This is a genomic window from Streptomyces sp. NPDC016562 (genome assembly GCF_043076955.1).
Lineage (GTDB): Bacteria > Actinomycetota > Actinomycetes > Streptomycetales > Streptomycetaceae > Streptomyces.
On the sequence record NZ_JBIBRZ010000001.1, the window covers coordinates 1,320,817 to 1,345,960 of the forward strand.

General features: G+C 73.8%; 19 protein-coding genes. 5 read left to right on the forward strand and 14 right to left on the reverse strand.

The features are described from left to right. Positions 1-50 precede the first annotated feature (50 nt). Positions 51-614, reverse strand: a complete 564-nt coding sequence (locus ACF059_RS06155; RefSeq protein ID WP_392052029.1) for a TetR/AcrR family transcriptional regulator — start codon at positions 612-614, stop codon at positions 51-53. Positions 615-815: 201 nt separating this feature from the next. Here ACF059_RS06155 and ACF059_RS06160 point away from each other — a divergent pair, with 201 nt between their 5' ends. After that, entirely contained in the window at positions 816-2,021 is a 1,206-nt protein-coding gene (locus ACF059_RS06160; RefSeq protein WP_392052032.1) for a PucR family transcriptional regulator, read from the forward strand. Between the two features lie 67 nt (positions 2,022-2,088). On the opposite strand, the gene ACF059_RS06165 is transcribed toward ACF059_RS06160, so the two are convergent. The 3 genes from ACF059_RS06165 to ACF059_RS06175 all read right to left on the reverse strand — a co-directional run bounded on the left by ACF059_RS06165 (position 2,089) and on the right by ACF059_RS06175 (position 6,473). Continuing rightward, a complete protein-coding gene (locus ACF059_RS06165) occupies positions 2,089-3,570 on the reverse strand; it encodes a helix-turn-helix domain-containing protein (RefSeq protein WP_392052035.1) in 1,482 nt (493 codons plus the stop codon). 195 nt (positions 3,571-3,765) lie between these two features. Beyond that, the gene (locus ACF059_RS06170) at positions 3,766-4,221 is read right to left on the reverse strand and encodes a (2Fe-2S)-binding protein (protein ID WP_392052038.1); all 456 of its coding nucleotides are present in this window, start codon (positions 4,219-4,221) and stop codon (positions 3,766-3,768) included. Between the two features lie 23 nt (positions 4,222-4,244). Further along, positions 4,245-6,473 carry a molybdopterin cofactor-binding domain-containing protein gene (locus ACF059_RS06175; protein ID WP_392052041.1) on the reverse strand — a complete coding sequence of 743 codons (2,229 nt, stop codon included), beginning with the start codon at positions 6,471-6,473 and terminating at the stop codon, positions 4,245-4,247. Between the two features lie 483 nt (positions 6,474-6,956). Here ACF059_RS06175 and ACF059_RS06180 point away from each other — a divergent pair, with 483 nt between their 5' ends. Beyond that, complete coding sequence (locus tag ACF059_RS06180) at positions 6,957-8,378, forward strand: PP2C family protein-serine/threonine phosphatase (protein WP_392052044.1); 1,422 nt, start codon at positions 6,957-6,959, stop codon at positions 8,376-8,378. 90 nt (positions 8,379-8,468) lie between these two features. Here ACF059_RS06180 and ACF059_RS06185 read toward each other — a convergent pair whose 3' ends face one another. Then, positions 8,469-9,965 (reverse strand): hypothetical protein, encoded by a 1,497-nt coding sequence (locus ACF059_RS06185; protein ID WP_392052047.1) that lies wholly within the window; start codon positions 9,963-9,965, stop codon positions 8,469-8,471. A 231-nt stretch (positions 9,966-10,196) separates the two neighbouring features. Between ACF059_RS06185 and ACF059_RS06190 the strand changes: the two genes are divergently transcribed. Further along, positions 10,197-11,321, forward strand: coding sequence for an aminoglycoside phosphotransferase family protein (locus ACF059_RS06190; RefSeq protein ID WP_392052050.1), 1,125 nt, complete (start codon positions 10,197-10,199; stop codon positions 11,319-11,321). A 200-nt stretch (positions 11,322-11,521) separates the two neighbouring features. Next, positions 11,522-13,315 carry a 3-oxosteroid 1-dehydrogenase gene (kstD, locus tag ACF059_RS06195; protein ID WP_392052053.1) on the forward strand — a complete coding sequence of 598 codons (1,794 nt, stop codon included), beginning with the start codon at positions 11,522-11,524 and terminating at the stop codon, positions 13,313-13,315. Between the two features lie 10 nt (positions 13,316-13,325). On the opposite strand, the gene ACF059_RS06200 is transcribed toward kstD, so the two are convergent. The 8 genes from ACF059_RS06200 to ACF059_RS06235 all read right to left on the reverse strand — a co-directional run bounded on the left by ACF059_RS06200 (position 13,326) and on the right by ACF059_RS06235 (position 22,327). After that, the gene (locus ACF059_RS06200) at positions 13,326-13,826 is read right to left on the reverse strand and encodes a hypothetical protein (protein ID WP_392052056.1); all 501 of its coding nucleotides are present in this window, start codon (positions 13,824-13,826) and stop codon (positions 13,326-13,328) included. 134 nt (positions 13,827-13,960) lie between these two features. After that, the gene (locus ACF059_RS06205) at positions 13,961-16,813 is read right to left on the reverse strand and encodes an ATP-binding protein (protein ID WP_392052059.1); all 2,853 of its coding nucleotides are present in this window, start codon (positions 16,811-16,813) and stop codon (positions 13,961-13,963) included. Positions 16,814-17,000: 187 nt separating this feature from the next. Continuing rightward, positions 17,001-17,408: an ACT domain-containing protein gene (locus ACF059_RS06210; protein WP_392052062.1), complete on the reverse strand. Its 408-nt coding sequence runs from the start codon at positions 17,406-17,408 to the stop codon at positions 17,001-17,003. Between the two features lie 115 nt (positions 17,409-17,523). Continuing rightward, positions 17,524-17,751 (reverse strand): DUF397 domain-containing protein, encoded by a 228-nt coding sequence (locus ACF059_RS06215; RefSeq protein ID WP_392053096.1) that lies wholly within the window; start codon positions 17,749-17,751, stop codon positions 17,524-17,526. Between the two features lie 133 nt (positions 17,752-17,884). Then, the gene (locus ACF059_RS06220) at positions 17,885-19,060 is read right to left on the reverse strand and encodes a thiolase domain-containing protein (protein WP_392052065.1); all 1,176 of its coding nucleotides are present in this window, start codon (positions 19,058-19,060) and stop codon (positions 17,885-17,887) included. Beyond that, entirely contained in the window at positions 19,057-20,151 is a 1,095-nt protein-coding gene (locus tag ACF059_RS06225; protein ID WP_392052067.1) for a thiolase domain-containing protein, read from the reverse strand. Before ACF059_RS06225 ends, ACF059_RS06220 begins: the two co-directional genes overlap by 4 nt. Beyond that, the gene (locus ACF059_RS06230) at positions 20,151-21,113 is read right to left on the reverse strand and encodes a Zn-ribbon domain-containing OB-fold protein (protein ID WP_392052071.1); all 963 of its coding nucleotides are present in this window, start codon (positions 21,111-21,113) and stop codon (positions 20,151-20,153) included. Before ACF059_RS06230 ends, ACF059_RS06225 begins: the two co-directional genes overlap by 1 nt. Before the next feature lie 413 nt (positions 21,114-21,526). Further along, positions 21,527-22,327, reverse strand: a complete 801-nt coding sequence (locus ACF059_RS06235) for a crotonase/enoyl-CoA hydratase family protein (RefSeq protein WP_361942773.1) — start codon at positions 22,325-22,327, stop codon at positions 21,527-21,529. A gap of 199 nt (positions 22,328-22,526) precedes the next feature. On the opposite strand from ACF059_RS06235, the gene ACF059_RS06240 reads away from it, so the two are divergent. After that, on the forward strand, positions 22,527-24,158 hold the full coding sequence (locus ACF059_RS06240) for an acyl-CoA synthetase (RefSeq protein WP_392052074.1): 1,632 nt from the start codon (positions 22,527-22,529) through the stop codon (positions 24,156-24,158). 122 nt (positions 24,159-24,280) lie between these two features. On the opposite strand, the gene ACF059_RS06245 is transcribed toward ACF059_RS06240, so the two are convergent. Further along, a complete protein-coding gene (locus ACF059_RS06245) occupies positions 24,281-25,132 on the reverse strand; it encodes an alpha/beta fold hydrolase (protein ID WP_392053099.1) in 852 nt (283 codons plus the stop codon). Between the last annotated feature and the right edge of the window lie 12 nt (positions 25,133-25,144).

Genomic DNA, 25,144 nt, shown 5'->3' on the forward strand with positions numbered 1-25,144 from the left:
CGTAAACCTGAGCATAAGATCACCGCCTCCCGGCCCGGGACGGGAGACCGTCAGTCAACGGGGCGCTCCGGGAGGAGGCGTTCGACCATCGTCTCGACGAGCCCCTCCACCGGGTGTGACTCCAGCACGGCCGACGCCGTCAGGTCGTCCACGATCAGGCCCAGCATCGCGAGGTACAGCACGGCCACGCCCGGCCGGTCCCCCGGCAGTCCCGCCCCCAGGTGCCAGGCGATGTTCGCTTCGAGCTCGGCGGCCTGGAAGCCCGCCAGTTCCGCCTGGAGTTCGGGGCGCCGGGTGCCCTCCAGCCGCAGTTCCAGCATCGCGATGTGCACACTGCGCTCGCGTCGCATGCGCTCCACGAGTTGGCCGAGCAGCACCTTGGTGTCCAGCGGACCGGCCAGGTCGGCCTCGTCCGGGACCAGCCGCTCCCGGGTGCGGTGCAGGATCTGCACGAGCAGCTGGGCCCGGTTCGCGAAGTAGTTCGAGGCGGTGCCGGTGGGCACGCCCGCCTCCGCGTCCACGGCGCGCAGCGTCAGGCCGCGCGATCCCTCGCGCGCCAGGACTTCGATGGCGGCGTCGAGCAGCGCGGCGCGGCGCTGCGGGTTCTGGCGCATGGCGGTCCCTCGGAGTGGTGCGGCACCTCATGGTGAGCACTTCACGTGCAGTGCTCACCTCACGGTAGCGGACGCTCCCGTTCCCGGCCCTCGCCTCGTACCCTCCGCGCCCTCACTCCCTAGCCTCCGCGCCACCGCCCCGTACCCTCCGCGGCGCCGCCCCCTCCCCAGCGCACCCCGACCCGTGTCAGGCTGCCCGCCATGGAGCGGATCGTCGAGGAGATACGCGAGGACCTGTCACGCCGGATCGCCGTGGCGGCGGACCGGCTCGCCGACCGGACGCTGACCGAAGACCCCGCGTACGCCGCCCTGCTCGGCCGGGCCGAGCTGCGCGAGCGGATCCACCGCCACCTCCACCAGGCCGTCGAGGGCCTGGTCCGCAGTGCGCACGGCCTGCCGCCGGAGCTCGCCGACGCCCGGGCCGTCGGCACGCTGGGGGCCGCGCGGGGGTTACCGCTCGCCTCCCTCCTCGCGACCCACCGCCGCGGCGGCCGGCTGCTCTGGCAGGGCCTCAGCGAGGCCGTGGCCGCGCACGACCGGGCCGAGCTGCCCGGCCTGCTGGCGGGTGCGCCCGTCCTGTGGGACGTACTGGACCAGATGACGGACGCCATGACCGAGGCGTACCACCGGACGCGGGCCGCGCGCACCGACGGGGAGCGCGAGCGCCGGGCGGCCCTGCTGGACGTGCTGCTGGACGGTACGGGCACCCCGGACGGGCCGACGGCCGCCGAGGCGGCGGCGCGGCTGGGCCTGCCCGAGCGGGGCCGGTTCGCGGTGGTCGTGGTGGCCGACGGCGGCGGGGGCGCGAGCGCGCGGACGACGGCCGGGAGGGCCGGCGACGGCGCCCCGCGCGTGCTGTGGCGGATCCGCGCCGGTGCGCGCAGCGGCCTCGTGGAGCTGGGCCACCATCCGCTGGAGTCCGTACGGGACCTGCTCGCGCCCCTCGGCGTACGCGCCGGGGTCGGCCCGGTCGTCGGGGCGGCGGCCGAGCTGGCCGGGGCGCACCGGCTGGCCGTCCTCGCCCTGCGGACCGCTCCCGAGTCCGGCGGCCCGCGCACCGCGCTGCTGGACGAGGGGCTGCCGGCGGCGCTGGTCGCCGCCCAGGACGAACTCGCGGGCCGGCTGCGGCAGGTGGTGCTGGGGCCGGTGCTCGCGCTGGCGGCGGAGGACCGCCGGGTGCTCCTCACCACCCTGGGCGTCTGGCTGGCCTGCCAGGGCTCGACGACGTACGCCGCGCAGCGGCTGTACTGCCACCGCAACACCGTCTCCAACCGCCTGCGCCGCCTGGAACAGCTCACGGGCCGCTCGCTGTCCGACCCGCGGCACGTGGTGGAACTGGCCCTGGCGCACGCGGCGGTGACCCAGCGGGGCACCGGGGAGACGACTCCTCCCGCGCGTATGCGGTGACGGTGTCGCGCGGCGGGGCACCCGGCGGATCACCCGGCGGGATCACGCGGCGGATCACCCGGTGAGGTCATCCCGCGAGTTGCTCCGCCCGGTGGGCCAGCCACAGGTCGTGGCGGGCGCTCGGCGACTGGAGCAGGGAGCGTTCGAGGAGCGCCTCGATCCGGGTCAGCCGTTTGCGGGCGCCCGGCACGGAGATGCCCAGGGCGGCGGCGGTCGGGACCAGTCGGGCATCGTGGTCCAGCCAGGCGCGGACCGTGGCGCGGGCGTCCGGCGGGGCCTCGGGGCCGCTGAGCGGGCGCAGGTGGCCGCGGGCCCAGTCGGTCAGGCGCGGATCGCGCAGCACCTCGTCCAGGTCCGCTTCCAGGTCCGCTCCGGTGGCCGGGGCGGGCCCCGGGACGTACGGGTCGCCCGCGCCCCGGGTCAGGCGCAGTGCGAGCGAGAGGGCGGCCTGGTCCGCGAGGCGCGCGAGGTCCAGTCCGAGGACCGCCTCGATCAGGCGGAGCCGGGTGGCCAGGGTGTTGCGGTGGATCTTCAGCAGCCGCGTCGCGTGCGAGGTGAACTCCAGCCACGCGTGAGCGGTGGCGCGCAGCTCCTGCGGGCCGGGGTCCTGGGCGCGCCGGGGCTCGTACGCGTCCAGGGGCGCGAGCAGGGCCCCGGCCCAGCCGGCCCCGGCCTCGTGGGCGGCGAGCGCCAGCTCGGGTCCCGGCCCGAACCGGGCGTGCCGTTCGCCCCGGCCCCGCGCGACGGCCAGGGCGTGGAAGGCCTGGCCGTAGGCGGCCGGTGCCTCGCGCAGGGCCGCCTCCCCGCTGACCCCGACCGCGCAGTGCCGGGTCACGTCCACCAGCGCCCCGGCCAGGGGGTCGTGGTCGGCGGCGGCTCCCGCCGGGCCGGCGGGGACGAGCACGATGAGGTGGCGCACGTAGACGGGGCAGTGCACGATCCAGGCCCGGCCCCCCGTCAACTCCGCGCAACGGCGCGCTACTTCGCCGCGCTGCCCGGCCGGGCACTCGACGACGTACATCCGCATCGGGTCGGGCAGGGAGGGCCCGAGCGCCTCGGCGACCTGGTGGGCGGTGGAGATCCGGCCGTTCATCAGCAGGTGCAGCGCCGCCTCGCGGGCCCGCGCTTCGGCGAGTCCGGCCCGTTCCTCGCGCCGTGCGGCCTCCTCGGCGCGCAGCACCAGCGCCAGCGGAACGGCGGCGTCCGCGAGCAGGGTGGCGGCGTCCGGGTGGTGGGGCCGCTCCCGTACGCAGGCCAGGGCCCGGCCGTCGTGGAGCGCGAACAGCAGCGCGGCGCCCTCACCGCTCTGCACCACGGCCGACCGCGCGCCGCGTGCGCTCATCTCGGCAACGCCGAGCAGAGCGGCTTCGGGCACGGCGGGTTGGGGCCCGGCGGCTGGGGGCACGGCGGGTTCGGCCCCCAGGGCCCGCTGGCGGTCCACCACCCCGGTCCAGGCGTCCAGACGGGCCGCGAGCCACTCCAGGAGTACGGCCGAGCCACCGGTGTGGGCGAGCCGGTGGATCTTGAGGATGTCGTCGGACCTGGACACGGCCGCATTCAACCACCCCGGCTCACTGTGCGCCGTGATACCGGTCTCGCCCCGTCACCGTGCGCAGCGAACCCTGCGTCCGGGGCCGCCCCCGCCTAGATTGGGCGACGAGCGGTCGGACCCCGGCGCTGTCCGAGGATTCGGGGACGGGGGAAACGCCGGGGTCCGTCGCCGCTCACCTCGTGCGCGCCGCGCTCACATCTTGCGCGCCGCGCTGCGGATCGCCTCGCGGATACGGAAGTACGTACCGCAGCGGCAGATGTTGGCGATGGCGTCGATGTCCTCGTCCGTGGGCTCGCTGGTGCGCCGCAGCAGGGCGACGGCCGCCATGATCTGGCCCGGCTGGCAGAAACCGCACTGGGCGACGTCCTGTTCGAGCCAGGCCTCCTGCACCGGGTGCAGCTCGTCCCCGTCGGCCAGCCCCTCGATGGTGGTCACCGTCCTGCCCGCGCACGCGGAGACGGGCACCACGCACGGGCGGATGTCGGCGCCGTCGAGATGGCTGGTGCAGGCCTTGCAGACGTCCACCCCGCAGCCGTACTTGGGGCCGTGGACACCCAGCATGTCGCGGAGCACCCACAGCAGGGGCAGGTCGTCGGGGGCGTCCACGGTGACGCTCTGCCCGTTGACGGTGAAGGTGTGCGAGGGCACGGCGTACTCCTGGCTCCGGCGGACTAGCGCGGGTAGGGGGTGAAGTCGACGTCGAAGTCGAGGGGGAAACTGCGCGGCTTGGAACCGGTGGCCCGGGCCCAGGCGTTGGCGATCGCCCCGACCGCGGCGGGGACACCGAGCTCGCCCGCGCCGCCCGGGTCCTCGCCGGTCGCCGGGAGCACGAAGACCCGTACCTCGCGCGGGGTGTCACGCTGCTGCGCCCAGTGGAACTGGCTGTAACTGCCCTCCAGCGGCAGTCCCTTGTCCAGGTGCAGCCCGGCGCGCAGGGTGGTGGAGATGGCGTCGGTGAGGCCGCCGATCATCTGGGCCTCCAGTCCGCGCGGGTTGACGGGCAGGCCCACGTCCACGGCGATGACCGCCTTGGTGACGCGGACGCGTTCCGGGTCACGGGTGTCGATCTCGACGAGGCACGCGGTGCGTGACTTGTACTCCTCGTGGAAGGCGATGCCCTGCGCGCATCCCGCCTCCATCGGCCGCCCCCAGCGCCCTTCCGCCGCCACCTTGTCCAGCACGGCGCGCTGGGCGTCGGTCTTGAGGAAGGTACGGCGGAACACGTACGGGTCCCGGCCGGTGCGCGCGGCCAGTTCGTCGACGACGATCTCCTCCGCTCCGCGCGTGTTGGCGGAGTACACCGAGCGCCAGGAACCGGTGGGGACGCCGGTCGGCACCTCGGTGAGCGCCTGGGTGGTGAGGCCGAAGTGGTACGGGGACTTCACCGTGGTCAAAAAGAGGGTCTGCGCGAGGGTGGCGTTGCCGATGCCGAGCGGCAGGCTCGCGGCGGTGGCGGTGATGACCTCGCCGAGCCCGTGGCGGAAGTCGGTCTCGGCGGCGGCGACGCGGTGCTCGAAGCTGAGCACCTCGCCCAGCAGGTGGGTGGCCCGGATCTTGTGGTGGGTGGCGGGGCGCATCCGGCCGTGCCGGGTATCGTCCACACGGGTCCACATCAGCTTGACGGGGCGGCGGCAGGCCTTGGAGATCCGCGCGGCCTCCAGGGCCGCGTCGAAGAAGAGCCGGCGGCCGAAGGAGCCTCCGGCCTGGACCACGTGCACCGTGACCTTGTCCAGGGGCAGGCCGAGGTCGGCGGCGATGGTCTCGCGGGCCACGATCGGGGACTTGAGCCCGGACCAGATCTCGGCCCGGTCCTCCCGCACGTCGGCGATGGCGCAGTTCGTCTCCATCGGGGCGTGGCTGACGAAGGCGAAGTCGAACTCGGCGTCCACGTACGGGGTGAGCAGCGGCGGGACCAGCAGCGGCGGGGTCGCGGCGCGCAGCTTGCGGCGGATGTCGGCGTCGGACAGTTGGTCGGCGGGGCCGGGTCCCCAGGTGACCTGGAGGGCGGACTTGGCGGTGATGGCCTGACCGAAGGTCTCGGCGACGACGGCGACCCCGGTGGGCACGGTCACCACGTCCAGTACGCCGGGCATGGCCCGGACCGCGGCGAGGTTGCCGACGGCGCGGACGGAGCCGCCGAGGGTGGGCGGGCGGCGCACCACGCAGGGCTTGGCTCCGGGCACGTCGAGGTCGAGGGTGTACCGCTGGGCGCCCGTGACCATGGCGCGGGCGTCGACGCGGCCGGTGGGCCGGCCCACGAGGGTGTGCTGCGCCGTCTTCTTGGGGGTGGCGCCGAGGACGATCAGGCCGGGGTCGGCCGCCGCCGCGGCGAGGGAGCCGTAGGCGGCGGTGCGGCCGTCGGGGGCACGGACGACGCCGTTCGCGGTGGTCAGCGTGGCAGGGGAGAGGCGCCAGCCCTGGGCGGCCGCCGCCACGAGGCGGGCGCGGGCGGTGGCGGCGCACTGGCGGACCGGCCCGTAGAGGGAGCGGATGGAGTTGGAGGAGCCGGTGAGCTGGTTGAAGAGCAGCTCGGGCCGCGCGTCGTCCAGTTCCACGCGTACGGCGGCCAGGGGCGCGTCGAGTTCCTCCGCGACCAGCATGGCGACCGCGGTGGTCAGGCCCTGGCCGACCTCCTCGCGCGGCAGCCGGAAGCGGATCGTGCCGTCGGCTTCGACCGCGAGTGCCAGCAGGGCGGAGGTGGGCGCCCCGGCCAGGATGAACAGGTCGCCGAGGTCGACGACGTCGGCGATGGCGGGCAGGGACGGGACCACGGCGTGGGCGGGCTGCGGGGCCAGGCCGTCGACGCCGGCGCGGGTGACGAGGGCGAGCGTCGGGGCCGCCACGAGGAAGGTGAGGAAGGAGCGGCGGCTCTGCCCGGCGGCGCGGTTCTGCCCGGTCATGTCGTTGTTCCCCACGCTGCGCGGGTCCGCCCGCGCGGACCTCCCCGGTGCATTACCGACACGTAGAGTAGCGATCGGGGCCTGGGGTGGGAACCCTCGGGCCGGAAGCGGGCTCACCCTTTCGGGGGGATCAGGGTGGGCGAACGATCCGCGCACCCATGCGATCAACCTTGAGCGAGGGCCTCGTACACATCGGCCGTGTGATCGATCCGTACGGGCCTGAACGCCGCATTCCAGCCACCTCTGCCAGGGAGGACCGGGCCGGGTCGGCTGGTACCCGCCGCCCGCCGCTCGCCCGGGCCGGAGCACGCCTGACCGGATTCGTTCGCACGCGGAAGAACGGCCTCAAGGCCTGGGGCATATACCAGAAGCAAGAACGTTGCGGATGTTGCCAAACGTCTTACACGCCGTCGCGGCCTGTGCAACAGTCGTTACCGGTCCTTCCTTCAGACTTGGCCGTGCCGCGCCTGTATCGGAGTTCTCATGCCGTCCCACCTGTTCGCGGACCGTCCCGCGCAACCGCCCGAGCCGGGGTCGGTGGACGCGCTGATCTCCCAGACCCGGCGGCTGCGGGGAGAAGTGGACGCGGTCCGCCGCGACACCGTCGTCGACGACGACGACGCCCAGGCCCGCTGGCAGCGCGCCCTGTGCGATCTCGCGGTCCACCACCTCGACGACCTCCGTGAACACCTCGGTCAGCTCAAGGAGGGCCTGCCGCCCGTCCCGGAGACCATCGAGCTGCCGCAGGCGCCCCCCGAGACCGGGCTGGAGGCCCAGACCCGCGTCGGAAGCGCCGAGTGGAACCTGCTGACCGACGAGGTCACCTGGTCCGACGAACTGTTCCAGATCTTCGGCCGCTCCCCCGAGGCCGGCGCGCTCCCGCTGGACGAGCTGGGCTCCACCCTGTTCTCCGAGGACCAGCCGCTGCTCACCGCGTGGGTCACCGCCTGCCTGGTGGACGGCAAGCCGATCGACGGCGAGTTCCGCATCGTCCGCGCCGACGGGCGGGTCCGCACCCTGCACATGCGGGGCGAGCCGGTCCTCGACCCCGACGGCTGCACGGCCTCCATGTGGGCCGTCATGCGGGACGTGAGCGAACTGCGCCGCAGCCAGCGGGCGGTGCGCGAGTCCCGTGACTCCCTCCAGCGCCAGCGGGAGATCGCGCAGACCGAGCACCGGCTCGCGGTCGAGCTCCAGGAGGCCGTGCTCCCCCCGTGGCGCGGCTCCCTGCGGTTCCCGTACAGCAGCGCGGGGTCACTGGACGTGGCCGCGCACTACCTGCCGTCGGCGACCAGCGCACTCATCGGCGGCGACTGGTACGACGCCCTCGAACTGCCCGACGGCCGCTCGATGCTGACGGTCGGTGACCTGACGGGGCACGGCGTGAGCGCCACCTCCGGGATGGCGATGATGCTGGGCGCGCTGCGCGGCATGGCCATGGCGGGGATCGAGCCGGGTCCGCTGATGGGCTGGCTCAACCAGCTGTTGGAGACCTCCGTACAGCCCGCGCTCGGCTCGGCCGTGTGCTGCCGCTACGATCCCGCCCGCCGGGTGCTGTCCTGGGCGCAGGCCGGACACCCGGCCCCCCTGCTGTTCCGCCGCGGCTCGGGCCGTTCCCTGCTGCCGCCGGAGGGCGTCCTGTTGGGCGCCACGTCCGGAGCCTCGTACGAGCAGGCCGAGGAGCGGCTCGAAGTGGGCGACCTGCTCGTCCTGCACACGGACGGACTGACGCCGCGCAGCATCGAGTTCAGCCGGGCGGACGGCACGGAGCGGCTGCTGGCCCTCGCGCCGCGGTTCGCGGCGGCGCGGTCGGCGCAGGACTGCGTACGGATCGTCATCGAGGAGTTCGGCGAGAGCGAGCGGGAGGACGACGCCTGCGTGCTCGTCGCCCGGGTGGGCGGGTAACACCCCGGACGTCCGGGCTCCAGGGCCGCGCCGCACGGCGCGGCCTCTCTCGTCTGCGTATCCCGTCTTCCCGCTGGACCCCTTTCCCTCCTAGACCCCTTTGGGGCGCGGGCGCGGGGGCACCGGCATGTCGGGGAGGGCCAGCTTGATCTCCTGGCGGAGCTCCTCGATCCGCGCGTAACCGGAGTACTGGGTGGTGAGCCGGTACATCTCGCGCAGCCGGTCCCAGGTGCGGTGCGAGGAGGTCTCGTTCATGGAGACCAGCGCCAGGCGGGCGTAGCGGTCGGCCCGTTCCGGTTCGTCGGCGATGAAGCAGGCGGAGGCCATCGAGATGTAGTCGAAGATCTGCGAGCGCTGGTAACCCTCGCCGCGCAGCCGCAGGGCCTCCTTGGCGTGGCGCGCGGCGATCGGCGCCGCCGTGGCGTCGTGGTCCGCGAGGGTCCGGTACGCCAGGGCCTGCATGCCGTGCAGGTCCGCCTCGTCGAAGTGCTGCATCCAGTTCGGCGGCGGCACGTCGCCCTTGTCCGAGACGAACAGCTCCTCCGCCTCGCCCAGGGTGCGGCGCATCGCCTGGCCCTTGCCCATGGCCGCCTGCGCCCAGGCCTCGACGGTGTGCAGCATGGCGCGGGTGCGCGGCAGGGTCTGTTCGCCGGAGCCGGACTGGGCCAGCCTCATCAGGTCCAGGGCCTCGTTCGGCTTGCCGAGGTGGACCATCTGGCGGGCGGCGCGGGACAGCGCCTCGCCCGCGCGGGGGCGGTCACCGCCCTCACGGGCCGCGTGCGCGGCGATGACGAAGTACTTCTGCGCCGTGGGTTCGAGACCCACGTCGTGGGACATCCAGCCGGCGAGCACCGCCAGGTTGGCCGCCACTCCCCAGAGCCTGCGCTGGAGGTGGTCGGGGTGGCGGTAGGCCAGCATTCCGCCGACCTCGTTCAACTGGCCGACGACGGCTTTACGCTGGAGTCCGCCCCCGCGCGAGGCGTCCCAGGCGCGGAACACGTCGACCGAGCGTTCCAGTGCCTCGATCTCCTGGGAGCCGATCGGGGCGGCCTCGTAGCGGTCGTAGCCCGCCTGGTCGGCCGGGAAGGAGTCCCCGAAGTTCCGGGCCTCCTTCGCGGTGGCGGGGTCGGTGTGGAGCCAGTCGTACATGGCATTGCTGAGGACGGAGCCGGCGGTGAGCACGGCGCCCGCGCCCATCAGACCGCGACGGTTGAGCATGAGGTCCATTCCCGTGAATTCGGTGAGGACCGCGGCTGTGCGTTCGGGCGCCCACGGCATTCCTTCGGGGTTCTCGCGAGCCCCGTCCGGCTGCCGTCTGGTGGTGCGCCGCTGCCGTACGAACCCGAGGTCCTCGATGGTCACGACACGACCGAGCCGCTCGGTGAACAGTGCTGCCAGTACCGTGGGCACCGGCTCGCGGGGGGCCTCCCCCATGTCGATCCAGCGCCGCACCCGCGAGGTGTCGGTGGCCAGTTGGGGGTGGCCCATGGCCGCCGCCTGCCTGTTGACCATCCTCGCCAGTTCGCCCTTCGACCAGCCGGCCAGGCCGAACAGGTCGTTCAAGCGGGTGTTTGGACCTTTGCTCACGTCAAGCCCCCAGGTTCTCGGCTGAGTTGACAGTAGCCCGCCGTCAGATGCCCAGCGACTATTCGCCAGGCTTCGCCAGGGCACGCCCGATGGTTCGCCACGGTCCGCCGGGTGTCAGGTAGGAATGCGCCTCCCCGCCCCGGTTCACCGGCGGAACTCCCCAGGGTGAAGCACGGGATCCGGCGGGGCGGCGTACGTCACTCGTCGGCGCACGAAGGGATCCGTATCACCATGTACGCAGCAACCTCCTCCGTGTCCGCACCGGTCCGGTCGCACCGCACGCTCCCGGCGGGCGGCGGTCCCTACCTCGACCCCGGCCGGCAGCCCGCCTCGGCGCAGGGCGCCGTCCGGGCGCGGCGGACGGCCAGTACCGGATCGCAGCCCGTCAGCGGCAGAATCGACCTCTCGGGGCCGCAGGGGGCGCAACTGCGCACGGCGCTCGCCTCGGTGCAGCGGATCTGTCCCGAGTTCACGCCCGTGCAGGTGCTGCGGCGCAGCGGCCGCTCGGTGCTCCTGGTCGGCACCACCGGACGGATGACCGCCGTCGCGAAGGTTTTACTGGACCATTCGCCGGAGTGGCGCGAGCGCTACCGGCACGAAATAGCTGCGTACCGGGCCTTCGTCCGGCACCGCCCGCCGGTACGGGTACCCCGGCTGATCGCCGCCGACCCGGAGAACTGCACGCTGGTGGTCGAGCGGATGGCGGGCCGGGTGGCAGCGCTCCAGCGGCACCCGGTGGAGCCGCCGCCGCGGGTGGACCTGCGGGCGGCCCTGGGCGCGGTGTGCCGGGTCAACCAGTGGCAGCCGCCGGCCGAGCTGTTCGGGACGCCGATGAACTACGCCCGGCGGATCGCACGTGACTACGAGCTCGGGCTGCTGACCGACCGGGACCTCGGCGACCTGCAGAAGCTGCTGCACGGGGTGAAACTGTCGGGCACCTCCCTGCAGTTCAACCACGGTGACGCGCTGCTGTCCAACCTGCTGCTCTCCCCGGCCGGGCCGGTGCTGCTCGACTGGGAGCACGCGGGCTGGTACCTGCCGGGCTACGACCTGGCCACGCTGTGGACGGTGCTGGGCGACGCCCCGGCGGCCCGCGCCCAGATCAGCCGGCTCGCCCAGGCGGCGGGTCCGGCCGCGCGGGACGCCTTCCTGATCAATCTGATGCTGGTGCTGACCCGGGAGATCCGGATGTCCGAGACGGCGGTGCAGCGCTCGATGCTGGCCGCCGCCCCGGCCCAGTCGCTGCCGATGGGCGCCCTGTCCTCCGGGGAGGAGCAGCGGCTGCTGCTCCGCCGTCTGCACGACGATGCGGGGATGGCGCGCAGAGCGGTCCGCGCGGCGGTCGGCACGCGCTGACCCTCCCCCCTCCCTCGCGAAGTCCCGTGGCCCCCCACCGCCACGGGACTTCGCTCTGTGCGGCCGAGGGGCGGCGGGTCGTGGGCGAGGCGGCGGCGCCGGATGCCTTGACATCACATGATCCCGCTAAGACCTTTTCTGACTCAGCATCAGACATGCTGGGGTCACTTCCCGCCTCCCCACCCCGCTGGAGCCCGCCCATGTCCGCAAGCGCTTCCCGCACGTCGCCCCACGCCCTCCCGACCAGACGGACGGTCCTCGCCGGGACGGGGGCCGGGGTGCTCGCCGCCACGGTGCTGCCGTCGGGCGCCGCGCGGGCCGACGCCGCCCCGGACGGACCGCAGCTCGGCGAGTACGACGTCGTGGTGGCCGGTTCCGGGGCGGCCGGGATGACCGCCGCGCTCACCGCCGCCCGGCGGGGGCTGAGCGTGCTGGTGGTCGAGAAGGCGCCCACCTTCGGCGGATCGGCCGCACGGTCCGGGGCCGGTATCTGGCTGCCCAACAACTCGGTGATCCTGGGGGCGGGTGTGCCGGACACCCCGCAGAAGGCGGCCGCGTACCTGGCGGCGGTCGTCGGGAGCGAGGTGCCGGCCGACCGCCAGGCGGCCTTCCTCGCCAACGGTCCCCGGATGCTGGATTTCGTGATGGCGAACAGTCCGCTCAAGTTCCGCTTCATGGAGGGGTACAGCGACTACTACCCCCACCTGCCGGGCGGGCTGGCGAACGGCCGCTCCATCGAGCCCGACCAGATCGACGGCCGGCTCCTGGGCGCCGAACTGGCCCGGCTCAACCCGGCGTACATGCCGGTCCCGGCCGGAATGGTGGTCTTCAGCCAGGACTACAAGTGGCTGAACCTCGCGGCCGTGAGCGCCAAGGGCCTCGCCGTCTCCACGGAGTGCCTGGCGCGCGGCACGAAGGCGGCGCTGCTCGGGGAGAAGCCGCTGACCATGGGCCAGGCCCTGGCGGCCGGGCTGCGGGCCGGGCTGCTGCGGGCGGGGGTGCCGGTGTGGCTGAACAGCCCGCTGGTGGACCTGGTCCTGGACGGGGGTGCGGTCACCGGGGTGGTGGTCGAGAAGGAGGGCGTACGGGGGACCGTACGGGCCCGGCGCGGGGTGATCATCGGCTCGGGCGGCTTCGAGCACAACGCGCAGATGCGGGCGCAGTACCAGCAGCAGCCGGTCGGCACCCAGTGGTCGGTGGGCGCGAAGGAGAACACCGGCGACGGGATCCGCGCGGGGCAGCGGGCCGGCGCCGGGCTGGCCCTGATGGACGACGCGTGGTGGGGCCCGTCGATCCCGCTGCCCGGGGAGCCGTACTTCTGTCTCGCCGAGCGGACCCTGCCGGGCGGGCTGATCGTGAACGCGAACGGCGCGCGGTTCGTCAACGAGGCCGCCCCGTACAGCGATGTGGTGCACGTGATGTACGAGAAGGACCGGGCGGCGACCGGCTCGCACATCCCGGCCTGGCTGATCGTGGACCAGAACTACCGCAACAAGTACCTGTTCAAGGACATCCTGCCGACCCTGGTCTTCCCCGACGCGTGGTACGAGGCGGGCGCGGCGAAGAAGGCGTGGACGTGGGACGCGCTGGCCGGCCAGATCGGGGTCCCGGCGGCGGCGCTGCGAGCGACGCTGGGCCGGTTCAACGCACAGGCCTGGCAGGGGACCGATCCGGACTTCCACCGGGGCGACTCGGCCTACGACCACTACTACACGGACCCCCAGGTGCAGCCGAACTCGTGCCTGGCGCCGGTCTGGGCTCCGCCGTTCTACGCCTTCAAGATCGTGCCGGGGGACCTCGGTACGAAGGGAGGCATCGTGACGGACGCGCGGGCGCGGGCGCTGCGGGCGGACGGCTCGGTGATCCGGGGCCTGTACGCGGCGGGCAACGCCAGCGCGGCCGTGATGGGGCGCAGCTACGCGGGGGCCGGATCGACGATCGGCCCCGCGATGACGTTCGGCTACGTGGCGGCCAACGACATCGCGGACGCGTGAGCGGGAGGCGTCAGCCCTGCTGGAAGAGCTCGGCGGGGAGCGGCTTCAGGAGGGCGTAGAGGTCGTCGGTGATCGGACGGTCCCAGCTGGCGATGGTGACCAGCACGTTGTCACTGCGGTCGAACTGCACGCAGGAGATGCGGGACTCCGACAGCTTGACCTTCCGGACGATGAGGAGGTTGTCGCCCTGCATGACGGGGCAGTCCTCGACACCGATGACGTCGACGTCCTCTTCGTTCTCCAGCGCGTCGAGGAGCTGGGCCACCTCGAAGGGCACCTCGCCGTCGGAGAGCTCCCGCGCGGGGGAACCCTCGGGGAGGTTTCCGATGATCATCGCGGGGCCGCGTCCGCCGAACAGGTCGTAGCGGAGGAAGACGCCCTGGCAGCTTCCGTCGGGCGCGGGCAGCAGCCCGGCCCCGAGATTGCCCGGCCAGTCCCCCGGGTCCATGGCCAGGACGTCGAAGTCCGGGCCGGCGGGTGTGGCGGCGCGGTGGCGGCGGAGGAAGGACATGCCGCCATGGTACGTGGCCGCGGGAGATTTCCGGCCCCGGGCCCCCAGCCCGGCTGCCGCATACCGGCGTACACACGTTCGGGGACGCAGGGTCCGGTCCCGACCGGTCACGGCCCCGAACCTTGTGAACAGGTTCAACAACGCCTCTCGTAAGACTCCAGGGCCGCCGGGAGGCCCGACAGGTCGGTGCCGAGCTTGCGGCAGGCCGCCGACCGCAGCCAGTCCGTCTCGCGGTCCGCGGCGGGCGCCACACCGCCGATCGCCGTCCGCGCCGCCCGCAGCTCCTGCTCCGTGAGCCCCTCCACCGGGGGCGAGGGCGACGGCAGGACGCCTCCGAGGCCCAGGAGGGTCTCGGCCACCGTCGCCTCCAGTCCGTCGGCGCCGCATTCCCGGGCCGTCACCAGGGCCCGGGCGAGTACGTCGGGGTCGCCCAGCTCCGTTCCGAGCGCGGCCAGTGCGCAGGCCAGTTCGTATCCCGCCGGGGAGGCCGCCAGCAGCGCCACGGCCTCCCGCAGCAGCTCGACCCGGTCCTCGGGCGCCGCGACCTCGGCCGCGACGCGCAGGGCCTGGCCGAGGCCGGAGGGGGCGCCGAAGACGCGGGCCCGCCGGACGGCGTCGGCGGCCAGCGCCCGCGCCCGGTGCGGGTCGTCCGCCGCCACCGCCCGGGCCAGGTGCAGCTGCCAAGGGCACCACGAGGGGTTCTGGATGCCGCGCGGGGTCAGCCGCCGGTCCACCTCCTCCAGTTCGGCGGCGGCCGCCTTCGTGTCGCCCCGGGCCAGGAGCAGCTCCGCGTAGACGGTCTGGGAGTCGGGGAAGACCACGGCCGCCGGGAAGGGCCTGCCGTACTCGTGTTCCCGTGCGAGCTCCCAGGCCTCGTCGGCTCGTCCGCGCGCGAGCAGGGTCGTCAGGAGGATGGCTATGGCGTACCAGTGCACGGGCGTGCGCCGCCCGACGCGTTCGGCGAGCCGCAGGCCGGCCCGCGCCAGCTCCTCGGCGTCCGCGAGCCGCCCGCGCCGGAAGCGGGTGTAGGCCCGCACGTTGTAGGCGAAGGACAGGTGCGCCCCGTGCCAGCCCTGCCGCTCGAACGCGGCGGTGCCCGCCTCGGACAGTTCCTCCGCCCGTCCCGGCCGGTCGGCGTACACGTGCGCCATGGCCACGAGCACGGGCACCTCGAAGCCGCGGTCCTCCTGGGCCCAGCTGAGCTCCCGCTCCAGCGCCCGGCCGGCGTGGTGCAGGACCACGTCCACGGGCTCTCCGCGCAGGCAGGCGTCCCAGGCCCGCAGCCCGATGATGTACCGCTCGGTGAGGTCGCGGCCGGTCAGCCGGTCGGCGAGCCGCGCCAGGCGCCGGGAGCGGGCCGGGGAGTCGGTCTCGGCCGCGTCGAAGGCGTCCCACATGAACTGCTCGGACTGCAGGCGCAGCCGGGCGCGGACGTCCTGGGTGTACGGGATCTCCTGCGCGAGCGCCCGCGAGGCGTCGGCGAGGCGGTCGCTGTGCGCGAGGACCTGGGCGAGCCGGATGACGATGCCCTGGCGCAGGGCCGGGTCGTCGAAGGGCTCGGCGAGGGCGGCCCGCAGGTGGTTGACGGTGTTGGCGGGCTCGGTGAGCAGGGAGGCGCAGCCCAGTTCGTACAGCACGGCCGCGCGCTCGTCGAAGCCGGGCGGCTCGCGCAGGGCGCGGGCGAGCTGGCGGCGGGCCGCCTCCGGGGCGCCGGCCCGCAGGTTCTCGGCGGCGGCCTCGCGCAGGGTGCGCACCACCCAGGGGTCGTTCTCGGGGTGGGTCTCCAGCAGGTGGCGGGCGGCCGCGGAGGAGCCGAGTCCGGCGTCGACGACGGCCGCCGCGGCCCGTCCGTGCAGGGCGACGCGCAGCGCGTCCGGGATGGACCGGTACAGGGCGGTGGCGATGAGGGGGTGGACGAACTCCAGCCCGGGGCCCGGTTCGTGCGCCGGTGTGGCCTCGGCGGCCGACAGGATGCGGGCGTCGCGCAGCCGTGCGGTGGCGTCCACGGCCTCCTCGGCGCCGAGGGCGGCGACACGGGCGGCGAGGTCCTGCGGGATGGCGGTGCCGAGGACGGCGCAGGCCCAGGCGAAGCGGACGGTGGACGGGCCCAGGCGTTCGAGGCGTTCGACCAGGCCGCTGCCGCGCTGGGCGGCGGCGAGGTCGCGCAGCAGCGGCGCGCTCGCCGCGACCGGGGGCACGCCCTTGTCGCGGACCCTGGCGGTGAGTTCGACGGCCTCGAAGGGGTTGCCGGTGGTGACGGCCCAGGCCTCCCGGCAGAAGACGTCGTCGGCGTGGTCGCCGACGGCCTCGCGGACCAGGGCGGCGACGGCGGCCTCGGTGAGCGGCGCCAGGGGCAGCGGGCGCTGTCCGGCCCGGCCGGGCAGCGTACGGAAGGCGTCGGCGTGCACGGGCAGTTCGTCGGGGCGGTAGGCGACTGCGAGGAGCAGCGGGAGGTGTTCGGCGCGCGGAGCGTAGGCGGCGAGCCAGCCGAGGGACTCGGGGTCGGCCCAGTGCGCGTCGTCGAGGACGAGGACGACGGGGGCCCGCTGGACGACGAGGTGGGTCAGCACCCAGTCGAGCCCGTCGCGCAGGCCCTGGGGGTCGGGCGGGGCGCCCTGCTCGGGTGCGCAGAGCCCGAGGGCGGGGCCGACGATCGCGTACCAGCTCCCGAGTACGGCGCGCAGCTCCTGCTCGGAGGATCCGGCCAGCAGGGGCTGGATGAGCTGGCGGGCCACGTGGAAGGGCTGTCCCTGCTCCTGTTCGCCCCCACGGGCGGCGAGCACGGTGCAGGAGCAGGCGAGCGCGCGCCGGCGCAGTTCGGCGAGGAGGGTGGTCTTGCCGAGGCCGGCGGGACCGGAGAAGGCGAGCAGCGCGCCGCCGGCGTCCGGCCCGGGACCGGTGAGCTGGTCCAGGGCCTCGTCGACGAGGGCGAGCTCGGTCTCTCGTTCGACCATCGTGCGCCGCAACCGGGTCCGGCGGTCCGTCATGGCTGGTACCCCCCAGGCCTGTTCGGAAGATCAGCGTACGCCCGCGCACACGGCGTGTGATCCCACTGCCGGGAAAGAGGCCGATCTTCTTTTCGGCCTCGTCCTCCCGGGTCGTCTTGCGGCTTCTCTCCCGGCTTGTCTTGCGGCTCGTCTTGCGGCTTGTCTAGCGGTGTATCGGCCGGGTGGGTCAGGTCCGCGCGGACCGGGCCGCGAGGTCCTCCAGGACCGCCACGGCCTCGGCGGCCCGCTCCGCGGCCACGAAGAGGTGGTCGTGGTGGTAGCCGGCGATGACGTTGCAGCTCAGCCCGTGTGCGCCGAGCTCGGTGGCGAAGGCCGCGGTGAGGCCGACCGCGTCGAGGGCGGAGTGGACCCGCAGGGTGATCCAGCCGGCGGTGTAGTCGTAGGCGAGACCGGCCGCGTCGGCGTCCTCCCGGCGCAGGACCACGGTGAGGCCCTCGGGTTCCAGGATCGTGGCCACGGGCGCGGTCCCCGGCGGAACGGTCGGGCCGCGGACGGTGCAGAACACGTACACGCCCTCGTGCAACTCGGGCCGCATCCCGCTCAGCAGCGTGCGCAGGTCGCTCTCTCCGCTCATGGCGCCCACCCTAAGGGCGCCCGGCGGCCACCGGGCGCGGCAGGGGGCCGCCCGGTGATACGCCGAGTGCCGCCGGTCCGGCAGGTCAGGTGAGTCGGGATCAGGTGAGGTGGGATCAGGTGAGGTCGAATTCCCCGCCCCGGGCGTTCAGCACGAACTTGTGCCACTCGTCCGGCGAGAAGATCAGCGAGGGGCTCTCGGGGCGCTCGCTGTTGCGCATCGCGATGAAGCCCTCGACGAAAGCGATCTGAACGTCACCCGCTCCCCGGCTGCTCGACTGCCAGTCGGCCCCGGTGAGATCGAGGTCCGGCTTGCCCCAGCCAGCGAGGGGCTGTGAAGTCATGCTCTCGGCCACGTGCGTGCTCCTCCCGGTACGTCGTCCGGGGGCCAGGTTAGCCACCGCGGCGGGTGGCGCACAGGGCACGGTGAGTCACCCGTGGCCGGTGTGCCGCCCCCGTCACCGCGGTGCGGTCCGCTCAGCGGGTCGGCTCCTGCGCCCCCACCAGCCACATCGCGAAGAACTGCGCGCCGCCGCCGTAGGCGTGCCCCACGGCCCGCCGGGCGTCCGGAACTTGGTGTTCTCCGGCCTGGCCGCGGACCTGGAGGGCCGCCTCCGCGAAGCGGATCATGCCGGAGGCGCCGATCGGGTTCGTGGACAGGACGCCGCCGGACGGGTTGACCGGGAGGTCCCCGTCGAGCTCCGTCACCCCGGCCTCGGTGAGCTTCCAGCCCTCGCCCTCCGCCGCGAAGCCGAGGTTCTCCAGCCACATGGGCTCGTACCAGGAGAACGGCACGTACATCTCCACCGCGTCGATCTCCCGGCGGGGGTCGGTGATGCCCGCCTGCCGGTAGACGTCGGCCGCGCAGTCCTTGCCGGCCTGCGGGGAGACGAAGTCCTTGCCCGCGAAGAGGGTCGGCTCACTGCGCATCGCCCCGCCGTGCACCCAGGCGGCCGGCTTCGGCGCGCGGGCCGCGCCCGCCCGGTCGGTCAGGACCATCGCGCACGCGCCGTCGGAGGAGGGGCAGGTCTCGGAGTAGCGGATCGGGTCCCACAGCATCGGGGAGGCCTGGACCTTCTCCAGGGTGATGTCGTGCTCGTGCAGGTGCGCGTACGGGTTCTTCAGCGCGTTGCGCCGGTCCTTGTACGCCACCAGCGAGCCCACCGTGTCCGGCGCGCCGGTCCGCCGCATGTACGCGCGCACGTGCGGGGCGAAGAACCCGCCGGCCCCGGCGAGCAGCGGCTGCTGGAAGGGGACGGGCAGGGAGAGGCCCCACATGGCGTTGGATTCGGACTGTTTTTCGAAGGCGAGGGTGAGCACCGTCCGGTGGACGCGCGCCGCGACCAGTTGGGAGGCGACCAAGGCCGTGGAACCGCCGACCGAGCCGGCCGTGTGCACGCGCAGCATGGGTTTGCCGACCGCGCCGAGCGCGTCCGCGAGGTACAGCTCGGGCATCATCACCCCCTCGAAGAAGTCGGGGGCCTTGCCGATGACGACCGCGTCGATGTCCGCCCAGGTCAGTTCGGCGTCCGCGAGGGCGCGCGCCGCCGCTTCCCGGACCAGTCCGGCGATGGACACGTCGTGGCGGGCGGCGACGTGTTTGGTCTGGCCGATCCCGACGACCGCGACCGGCTCTTTACCCGTAGTGCTCACCGAACGTCCCCTTCCAGGACGGCGACCAGGTTCTGCTGGAGGCAGGGGCCGGACGTGGCGTGGGCGACGGCCCGGTCGGACTCGCCGCGGTGGATGCGGGCGGCCGCCTCGCCGATGCGGATGAGGCCGGCGGCCATCATCGGGTGGGCGGCGAGGGCGCCGCCGGACGGGTTGACGACGACCCCGCCCGTGTTCCGGTCCTCGTCCCCCTCCCCGAGCCCGAGCGCTTTGCGCAGCACGACCTCCTGGGAGGAGAAGGGCGCGTGCAGTTCGGCCGTGTCCACCGGGGCGTCGAAGACGCCCGCGCGCTGTGCGGCGAGCCGGGTGGACGGCGAGTCGGTGAGGTCGCGCAGGCCGAGGCCGTGGGCTTCGATGCGGTGGTCGATGCCCGTGATCCAGGCGGGACGTTCGCACAGCCGCCGCGCGGTGTCGCCCGCGGCGAGGACGACGGCGGCGGCGCCGTCCCCGATGGGCGGGCAGTCCCCCGTCCGCAGGGGTGCGACCTGGTAGTCGCCCTGCGGGACGTCACCGACGAGCTGCGCGTGCGGATTGGACCGGGCGGCGTCCCGGCTGCGGGCCCCGATGGCGGCCAAGGCCGGCTCGTCGGTCTCGCCGGCGTCGATGAGCGCCTGGGCCTGGAGCGCGGCCAGGGCCACGGAGTCGGGCCAGAGCGGAGCCACGTAGTACGGGTCGAGCTGGCGGGTCAGGACGTCGCGTACCGATCCCGGCGAGGACTTCCCGTAGGCGTAGACGAGCGCGGTGTCGGCCTCGCCGGTCTGGATCTTGACCCAGGCCTCGTAGAGGGCCCAGGCGCCGTCCATCTCGACGTGGGACTCGGAGATGGGCGGCCAGGCGCCGACCCCGTCGAGGGTCATGGTGAAGGAGAAGGCCCGGCCCGCCAGGTAGTCGCTGGAGCCGGAGCAGGTGAAGCCGATCTCGCCGGCCTTCAGTCCGGTGGCGGCCAGCACCTGGTGGAGGACCGGCATGACCATCTCGACTTCGCTGAGCTCGTCGGTGTGGCGCAGGTGGTCGCTCTGCGCGAAGGCGACGACGGCCACGTCGCGGGCGTACCTCGGCGGCGTCTTCGGCATCAGATGAGCTCCTTGTACGCGTCGTAGTCCGCGTCCGGCTCGCCGGTGGGGCGGTAGTGGTCGGGGTAGCGGCCGCCCTCGGTCCAGACCGGCTCGACGCGCAGGCCCATGCGGACCTGGTCGTACGGGATGCCGCCGATCCGGCCGTGGAGGGCGAGGCCGGCGCCGTCGAGGGCGATGTGGGCGTAGACGTAGGGGACTTCGATGTCGAGGTTCCTGGCCTTGATGTTGACGATGCAGTAGGTGGTGACCGTGCCCGCCGGGCCGACCTCCACCTGGTCGGTGGTGGCCACCCCGCAGGTGGGGCAGGCGCCGCGCGGCGGGACGTACACCTTGTGGCAGGAGGGGCAGCGCTCGCCGACGGTCCGCCGCTCGGAGAGGGCGTTGATGTAGGCGGTCTGGGCGCGGCCGGGACTGTAGACGTAGTCCAGGCGGGCCTCGGCGACGATGCCGGTGACGGCGTCGGCGAAGGCCCCGTCGTGCGGGGCGGGGTCGTCTTGGGCGGGCGGGCCGTCGTACGGCTCGAAGCAGGCGATGTCGGTGATGGCGCCCACGCGGTCGGCGGCCCAGCGGACGCGGACGCGCATCCCGGTGCGCACGGCGTCGGGGCCGGGCACGTCGAGGGCGTGCAGGAGGGCGGTGTCCGCGCCGTCGAGGGTGACGAGCACCCAGGCGAAGGGGGTCTCCAGCGGCTGCTGGGGGCGGGGCCGCCCGTTCCACGCCCAGGTGGTGACGGTGCCGGTGGCCGCGACCTCGACGAGCTCGCGGATCTCCTCGGCGGTGACGGGGTCGTACTCGACGGGCGGGACCATCACCTTCCCGTCGGTGGTCTTCACCCCGAGGACGACACCTTCGCGCAGCCCGGTGAGAAAGGCACTCTGCACGGGCCCGAGGGACCGGGTGAAGGGAAACTCGACGACGAGCGGCGCGCGGAGCACCTCCGGTGGGGAGGCAGCTGTCATGGTGGCTCTCCGATGCGGTCGATTCGGATACGAGAGGTCGCTACGCGGTCCTGCAGGAACTCGCGCTCTTTCAAGCCCGCTGGGCCCATCCGGCGCTGCCGGGCCCAATCAGCCCCGCCGGCGTTTGAGGCGCGGGGCCCGGGGCGAAGCCCCGCTCTTTCAGCCCCCGCCGGCACATCCAGCCCCGCCGGCACATCCAGCCTCGCCGGCGTTTGAGGCGCTCTTTCAGCCCCGCCGGCGTTTGAGGCGCGGGGCCTGGGGCGGAGCCCCGCTCTTTCAGCCTCGCCGGCGTTTGAGGCGCGGGGTCCGGGGCGGAGCCCCGGCATACGGTCCGCAGGCGGCCACGGCACGGCAAGCACGGCACGGCACGGCACCGGCACGGCACGGCACGGCACCGGCCCGCAGCCGGGAAGCTACTCCCGCCGATACACCGCCGGCCTCTTCTCGGCGAACGCCCGCGCCCCCTCCTTCGCATCGGCCGTGTCGAACACCGGCCACCCCCGCAGCAGCTCGGCCGCCAGCCCCTCCCGCTCCGTCAGCTCCGCGGCCTCGTACACCGAGGCCTTGACCGCCTCCACCGCCAGCGGCCCGCACGCGTTGATCCGTTCCGCGATCGCCAGGGCCTCCTCCAGCGCCCTGCCCTCCGGTACCACCCGCCCGACCAGTCCGATCCACGCCGCCTCCTCGGCGGTGTACGGGCGCCCGGTCAGCAGCATCTCCAGGGCGTGCGTCCGCGGGATCTGCCGCGGCAGCCGGACCGTGGAGCCGCCGATCGGGAACAGCCCCCGCTTGACTTCGAAGAGCCCGAAGGTGGCCCCCTCCCCCGCCACCCGGATGTCCGTGCCCTGCAGGATTTCCGTCCCGCCGGCCACGCAGTACCCCTCCACCGCCGCGATCACCGGCTTGCGCGGCCGATGGTGGCGCAGCATCGCCTTCCAGTGCAGGTCGGGGTCGGACTTGAGGCGGTCCCGGTACTGGTCGCCCGCCATGCCCTTGCCGGCCAGCGCCTTGAGGTCCATGCCGGCGCAGAAGTCCCCGCCGGCGCCCGTCAGCACGATCGAGCGGATCTCGTCGTCGGCGTCCGCCTCCAGCCAGCCGTCGTACAGCCCCACCAGCAGCGGCAGCGAGAGCGCGTTCTTCGCCTCGGGCCTGTTCATGGTGAGCACCAGCGTGGCGCCGTGGCGTTCCACGGTCAGGTGTTCCGTCCCACCCATTGCCGTCCTCCCGTCTCAAGACCTAGAACAGGTTGCAGTAGGGGAGGGTGCAGTTCAATAGTTTTCTGACACTCAGTCAGATTTCTTGAGCGGCTCCCTTCCCAGTTGCCGTCTCCGGCGCTCTAATGACCGCCGAGCGGACCAGCCGCAGGGCCAGTCAGGAACCAACGGCCGAGAAGCAACGGGGTCAGGAGGAACGGTGGAGTACAACCTTGCCGACCTGTTCGAGTCGGTCGTGGACGTGGTCCCGGACCGGGAGGCCCTCGTCTACGTGGACCACCCCGGGACCGGCGCCGAGCGCCGCCTCACGTACGCGGAGCTGGACGCGGCGGCGAACCGGATCGCGCACCACCTGCTGGACAGCGGGCTGGAGCCCGGAGAACACCTGGGCCTGCACCTCTACAACGGCGTGGAGTACCTCCAGACCGTGCTGGCGTGCCTGAAGGCCCGGCTGGTCCCGGTGAACGTCAACTACCGGTACGTGGAGGAGGAACTGGTCTACCTCTACAACGACGCCGACCTCGCCGCGCTCGTCTTCGAGGGCGAGTTCACCGAGCGGGTCGCGGCCGCGCTGCCGCAGACCACGCGGCTGCGGCACCTGATCCGGGTCGGACAGCCCCCCGCCGGGGCCCCGGAGCCCTCGATCGCCCCCGTCGCGTACGCCGACGCCGAGGCGGCCGGCTCGCCCGGGCGCGGCTTCCCGCCCCGCAGCCCCGACGACCTCTTCATCATCTACACGGGCGGCACGACCGGCATGCCCAAGGGCGTCATGTGGCGGGCGGAGGACCTCTTCTTCGCCGGGCTGTTCGGCGGCGAGCCGTCGGGCGAGCCGGTGAAGAGGCCGCAGGAGCTGGCCGAACGGGTCGCCTCGAAGGGGGCCGGGCTCACCTTCTTCCCCGCTCCCCCGCTGATGCACGGCACCTCGACGCTGACCTCGTTCATCGCCTTCAACTACGGGCAGCGGGTGGTCATCCACCGCAAGTACGCGCCCGAGGAGGTCCTGCGGACGATCGAGAAGGAGAAGGTCTCCAGCGTGTCGCTGGTCGGTGACGCGATGCTGAGGCCGCTCATCGACGCCCTGAACGGCCCGCTCAAGGGCACGGACCTGTCGTCGCTGTTCAGCGTCTCCTCGTCCGGGGCGATCATGTCGGAGACGGTGCGCGCCGAGTTCCAGCGGCTGGTGCCGCACGTGCTGCTCCTGAACAACTTCGGGTCGTCCGAGTCCGGGTCCAACGGCCGGGCGACGGACGACTCCGGCCCGGACAAGGGCTTCCGCCTGATGGTCAACGACCGTACGCAGGTGGTGGACCCGGTGACGCACGAGCCGGTGGCGGTGGGCGTGCCGGGGCGCCTCGCGCAGCGCGGTCACGTTCCGCTCGGCTACTACAACGACCCGGCGAAGACCGCCGAGACCTTCTTCCGGAAGGGATCGGAGCGCTGGGTGCTGCTCGGTGACATGGCGACCGTCGACGAGCAGGGCATCGTCACGGTGCTCGGCCGCGGCTCGCAGTGCATCAACACCGGGGGCGAGAAGGTCTATCCAGAGGAGGTCGAGCAGGCGCTGAAGTCCCACCCGGACGTGTACGACGCCCTGGTCGCGGGCGTCCCCGACCCGACGTGGGGCAGCCACGTGGCGGCGGTGGTGCAGGTCCGGCCGGGCGCCCCGGAGCCGACGCTGGACGAGATCCAGATCCACTGCCGGACCCGGCTGGCGGGCTACAAGATCCCGCGCCAGCTGGTCATCGCGCCGGCCATCCAGCGCTCCCCGAGCGGCAAGGCGGACTACCGCTGGGCGAAGTCGGTGGCGTCTCAGGCGGACGCGGCGGGCTGATCCGCCTCCCCGCACCCGCCGGACGCGCGGCACCCGCCGACCTCGCGGCACCCGCCGTGCCCGCCGAGCGGCCCGGCGCCCCGCCCGCGCCAGGCCCCAGCCAGGCCCCCGTCAGGCGCCCGTCAGGCGCCCGTCGCCAGGAAGCGTTCCACCCGCGCCGCGAACCAGTCGGCGTCGTCCAGCCACGGGAAGTGCCCGGCCCCCGCCTGGACGTCGAGCGAGCCCTGCGGGAACAGCGCGGCGAGCCGGGCCGCCAGCGCCGGGCGGGGGTTGCCGTCCAGTTCCGCGGCCAGCACCAGGACCTCGCCCGTCACCCGGCGCAGCCCTTCCCGGGTGGCGGGCGGGTCGAAGGCCCCGGGGGCCGCGTAGGCGTCGGCGGCCTTCTCGTTCTGCTGCCGTGGGCTCGCCGCGAAGTGGGCCCGGGCCGTCGCATCCCAGCGCCCGTAGAAGAGCGGCCCGGCGAGGTCCCAGTCCGCGTCACTGCCACCGGTGCCCGCCAGGATGCGCTCGTAGGCCTCGATGGCCGCGTCGTACGGCTCGGTCCCCGCGCGCAGCCTGGCCCCTTCCAGGCGCTGCTCCGGGGTCACCGGGAGGTCCACGGCCCACGCCGTGGGGGTGACGAGGACGGTGCGGCGCAGCCGGTGCGGGTGGGCGGCCGCGTAGAGCTGGGCGAGGTTGCCGCCGGCGGAGTGCGCGAGGAGGTCCATGCGGTCCAGGCCGAGGTGCGCCCGGAGCGCCTCGACGTCGGCGACCTGGTGGTCGACGCGGTAGGTCGACTCGTCCGCCGGTACCGCGGAGTTCCCCGTCCCGCGCAGGTCGAGCAGGACGAGGCGGCGGCCGGCGGCCAGTCCGCCGAGGTCGCCGAGGTACTCGGAGGCGCGCATGGGGCCGCCGGGAAGACAGATCAGGGGTTCGCCCTCGCCCTGGACGTGGTAGGCGAGTTCGGTTCCGTCGTGTGAGGTGAAGGAAGGCATGGAGCTCATCAC

What these genes read in the sequence shown, in the direction of transcription:
- ACF059_RS06160 (WP_392052032.1), top strand. Translation starts at nt 816, where the DNA reads ATGGAGCGGATCGTCGAGGAGATACGCGAGGACCTGTCACGCCGGATC.
- ACF059_RS06235 (WP_361942773.1), bottom strand. Translation starts at nt 22,327, where the DNA reads ATGGGTGGGACGGAACACCTGACCGTGGAACGCCACGGCGCCACGCTG.
- ACF059_RS06205 (WP_392052059.1), bottom strand. Translation starts at nt 16,813, where the DNA reads ATGACGGACCGCCGGACCCGGTTGCGGCGCACGATGGTCGAACGAGAG.
- ACF059_RS06190 (WP_392052050.1), top strand. Translation starts at nt 10,197, where the DNA reads ATGTACGCAGCAACCTCCTCCGTGTCCGCACCGGTCCGGTCGCACCGC.
- ACF059_RS06180 (WP_392052044.1), top strand. Translation starts at nt 6,957, where the DNA reads ATGCCGTCCCACCTGTTCGCGGACCGTCCCGCGCAACCGCCCGAGCCG.
- ACF059_RS06210 (WP_392052062.1), bottom strand. Translation starts at nt 17,408, where the DNA reads ATGAGCGGAGAGAGCGACCTGCGCACGCTGCTGAGCGGGATGCGGCCC.
- ACF059_RS06215 (WP_392053096.1), bottom strand. Translation starts at nt 17,751, where the DNA reads ATGACTTCACAGCCCCTCGCTGGCTGGGGCAAGCCGGACCTCGATCTC.
- ACF059_RS06155 (WP_392052029.1), bottom strand. Translation starts at nt 614, where the DNA reads ATGCGCCAGAACCCGCAGCGCCGCGCCGCGCTGCTCGACGCCGCCATC.
- ACF059_RS06245 (WP_392053099.1), bottom strand. Translation starts at nt 25,132, where the DNA reads ATGCCTTCCTTCACCTCACACGACGGAACCGAACTCGCCTACCACGTC.
- ACF059_RS06230 (WP_392052071.1), bottom strand. Translation starts at nt 21,113, where the DNA reads ATGACAGCTGCCTCCCCACCGGAGGTGCTCCGCGCGCCGCTCGTCGTC.
- kstD (WP_392052053.1), top strand. Translation starts at nt 11,522, where the DNA reads ATGTCCGCAAGCGCTTCCCGCACGTCGCCCCACGCCCTCCCGACCAGA.
- ACF059_RS06175 (WP_392052041.1), bottom strand. Translation starts at nt 6,473, where the DNA reads ATGACCGGGCAGAACCGCGCCGCCGGGCAGAGCCGCCGCTCCTTCCTC.
- ACF059_RS06200 (WP_392052056.1), bottom strand. Translation starts at nt 13,826, where the DNA reads ATGTCCTTCCTCCGCCGCCACCGCGCCGCCACACCCGCCGGCCCGGAC.
- ACF059_RS06225 (WP_392052067.1), bottom strand. Translation starts at nt 20,151, where the DNA reads ATGCCGAAGACGCCGCCGAGGTACGCCCGCGACGTGGCCGTCGTCGCC.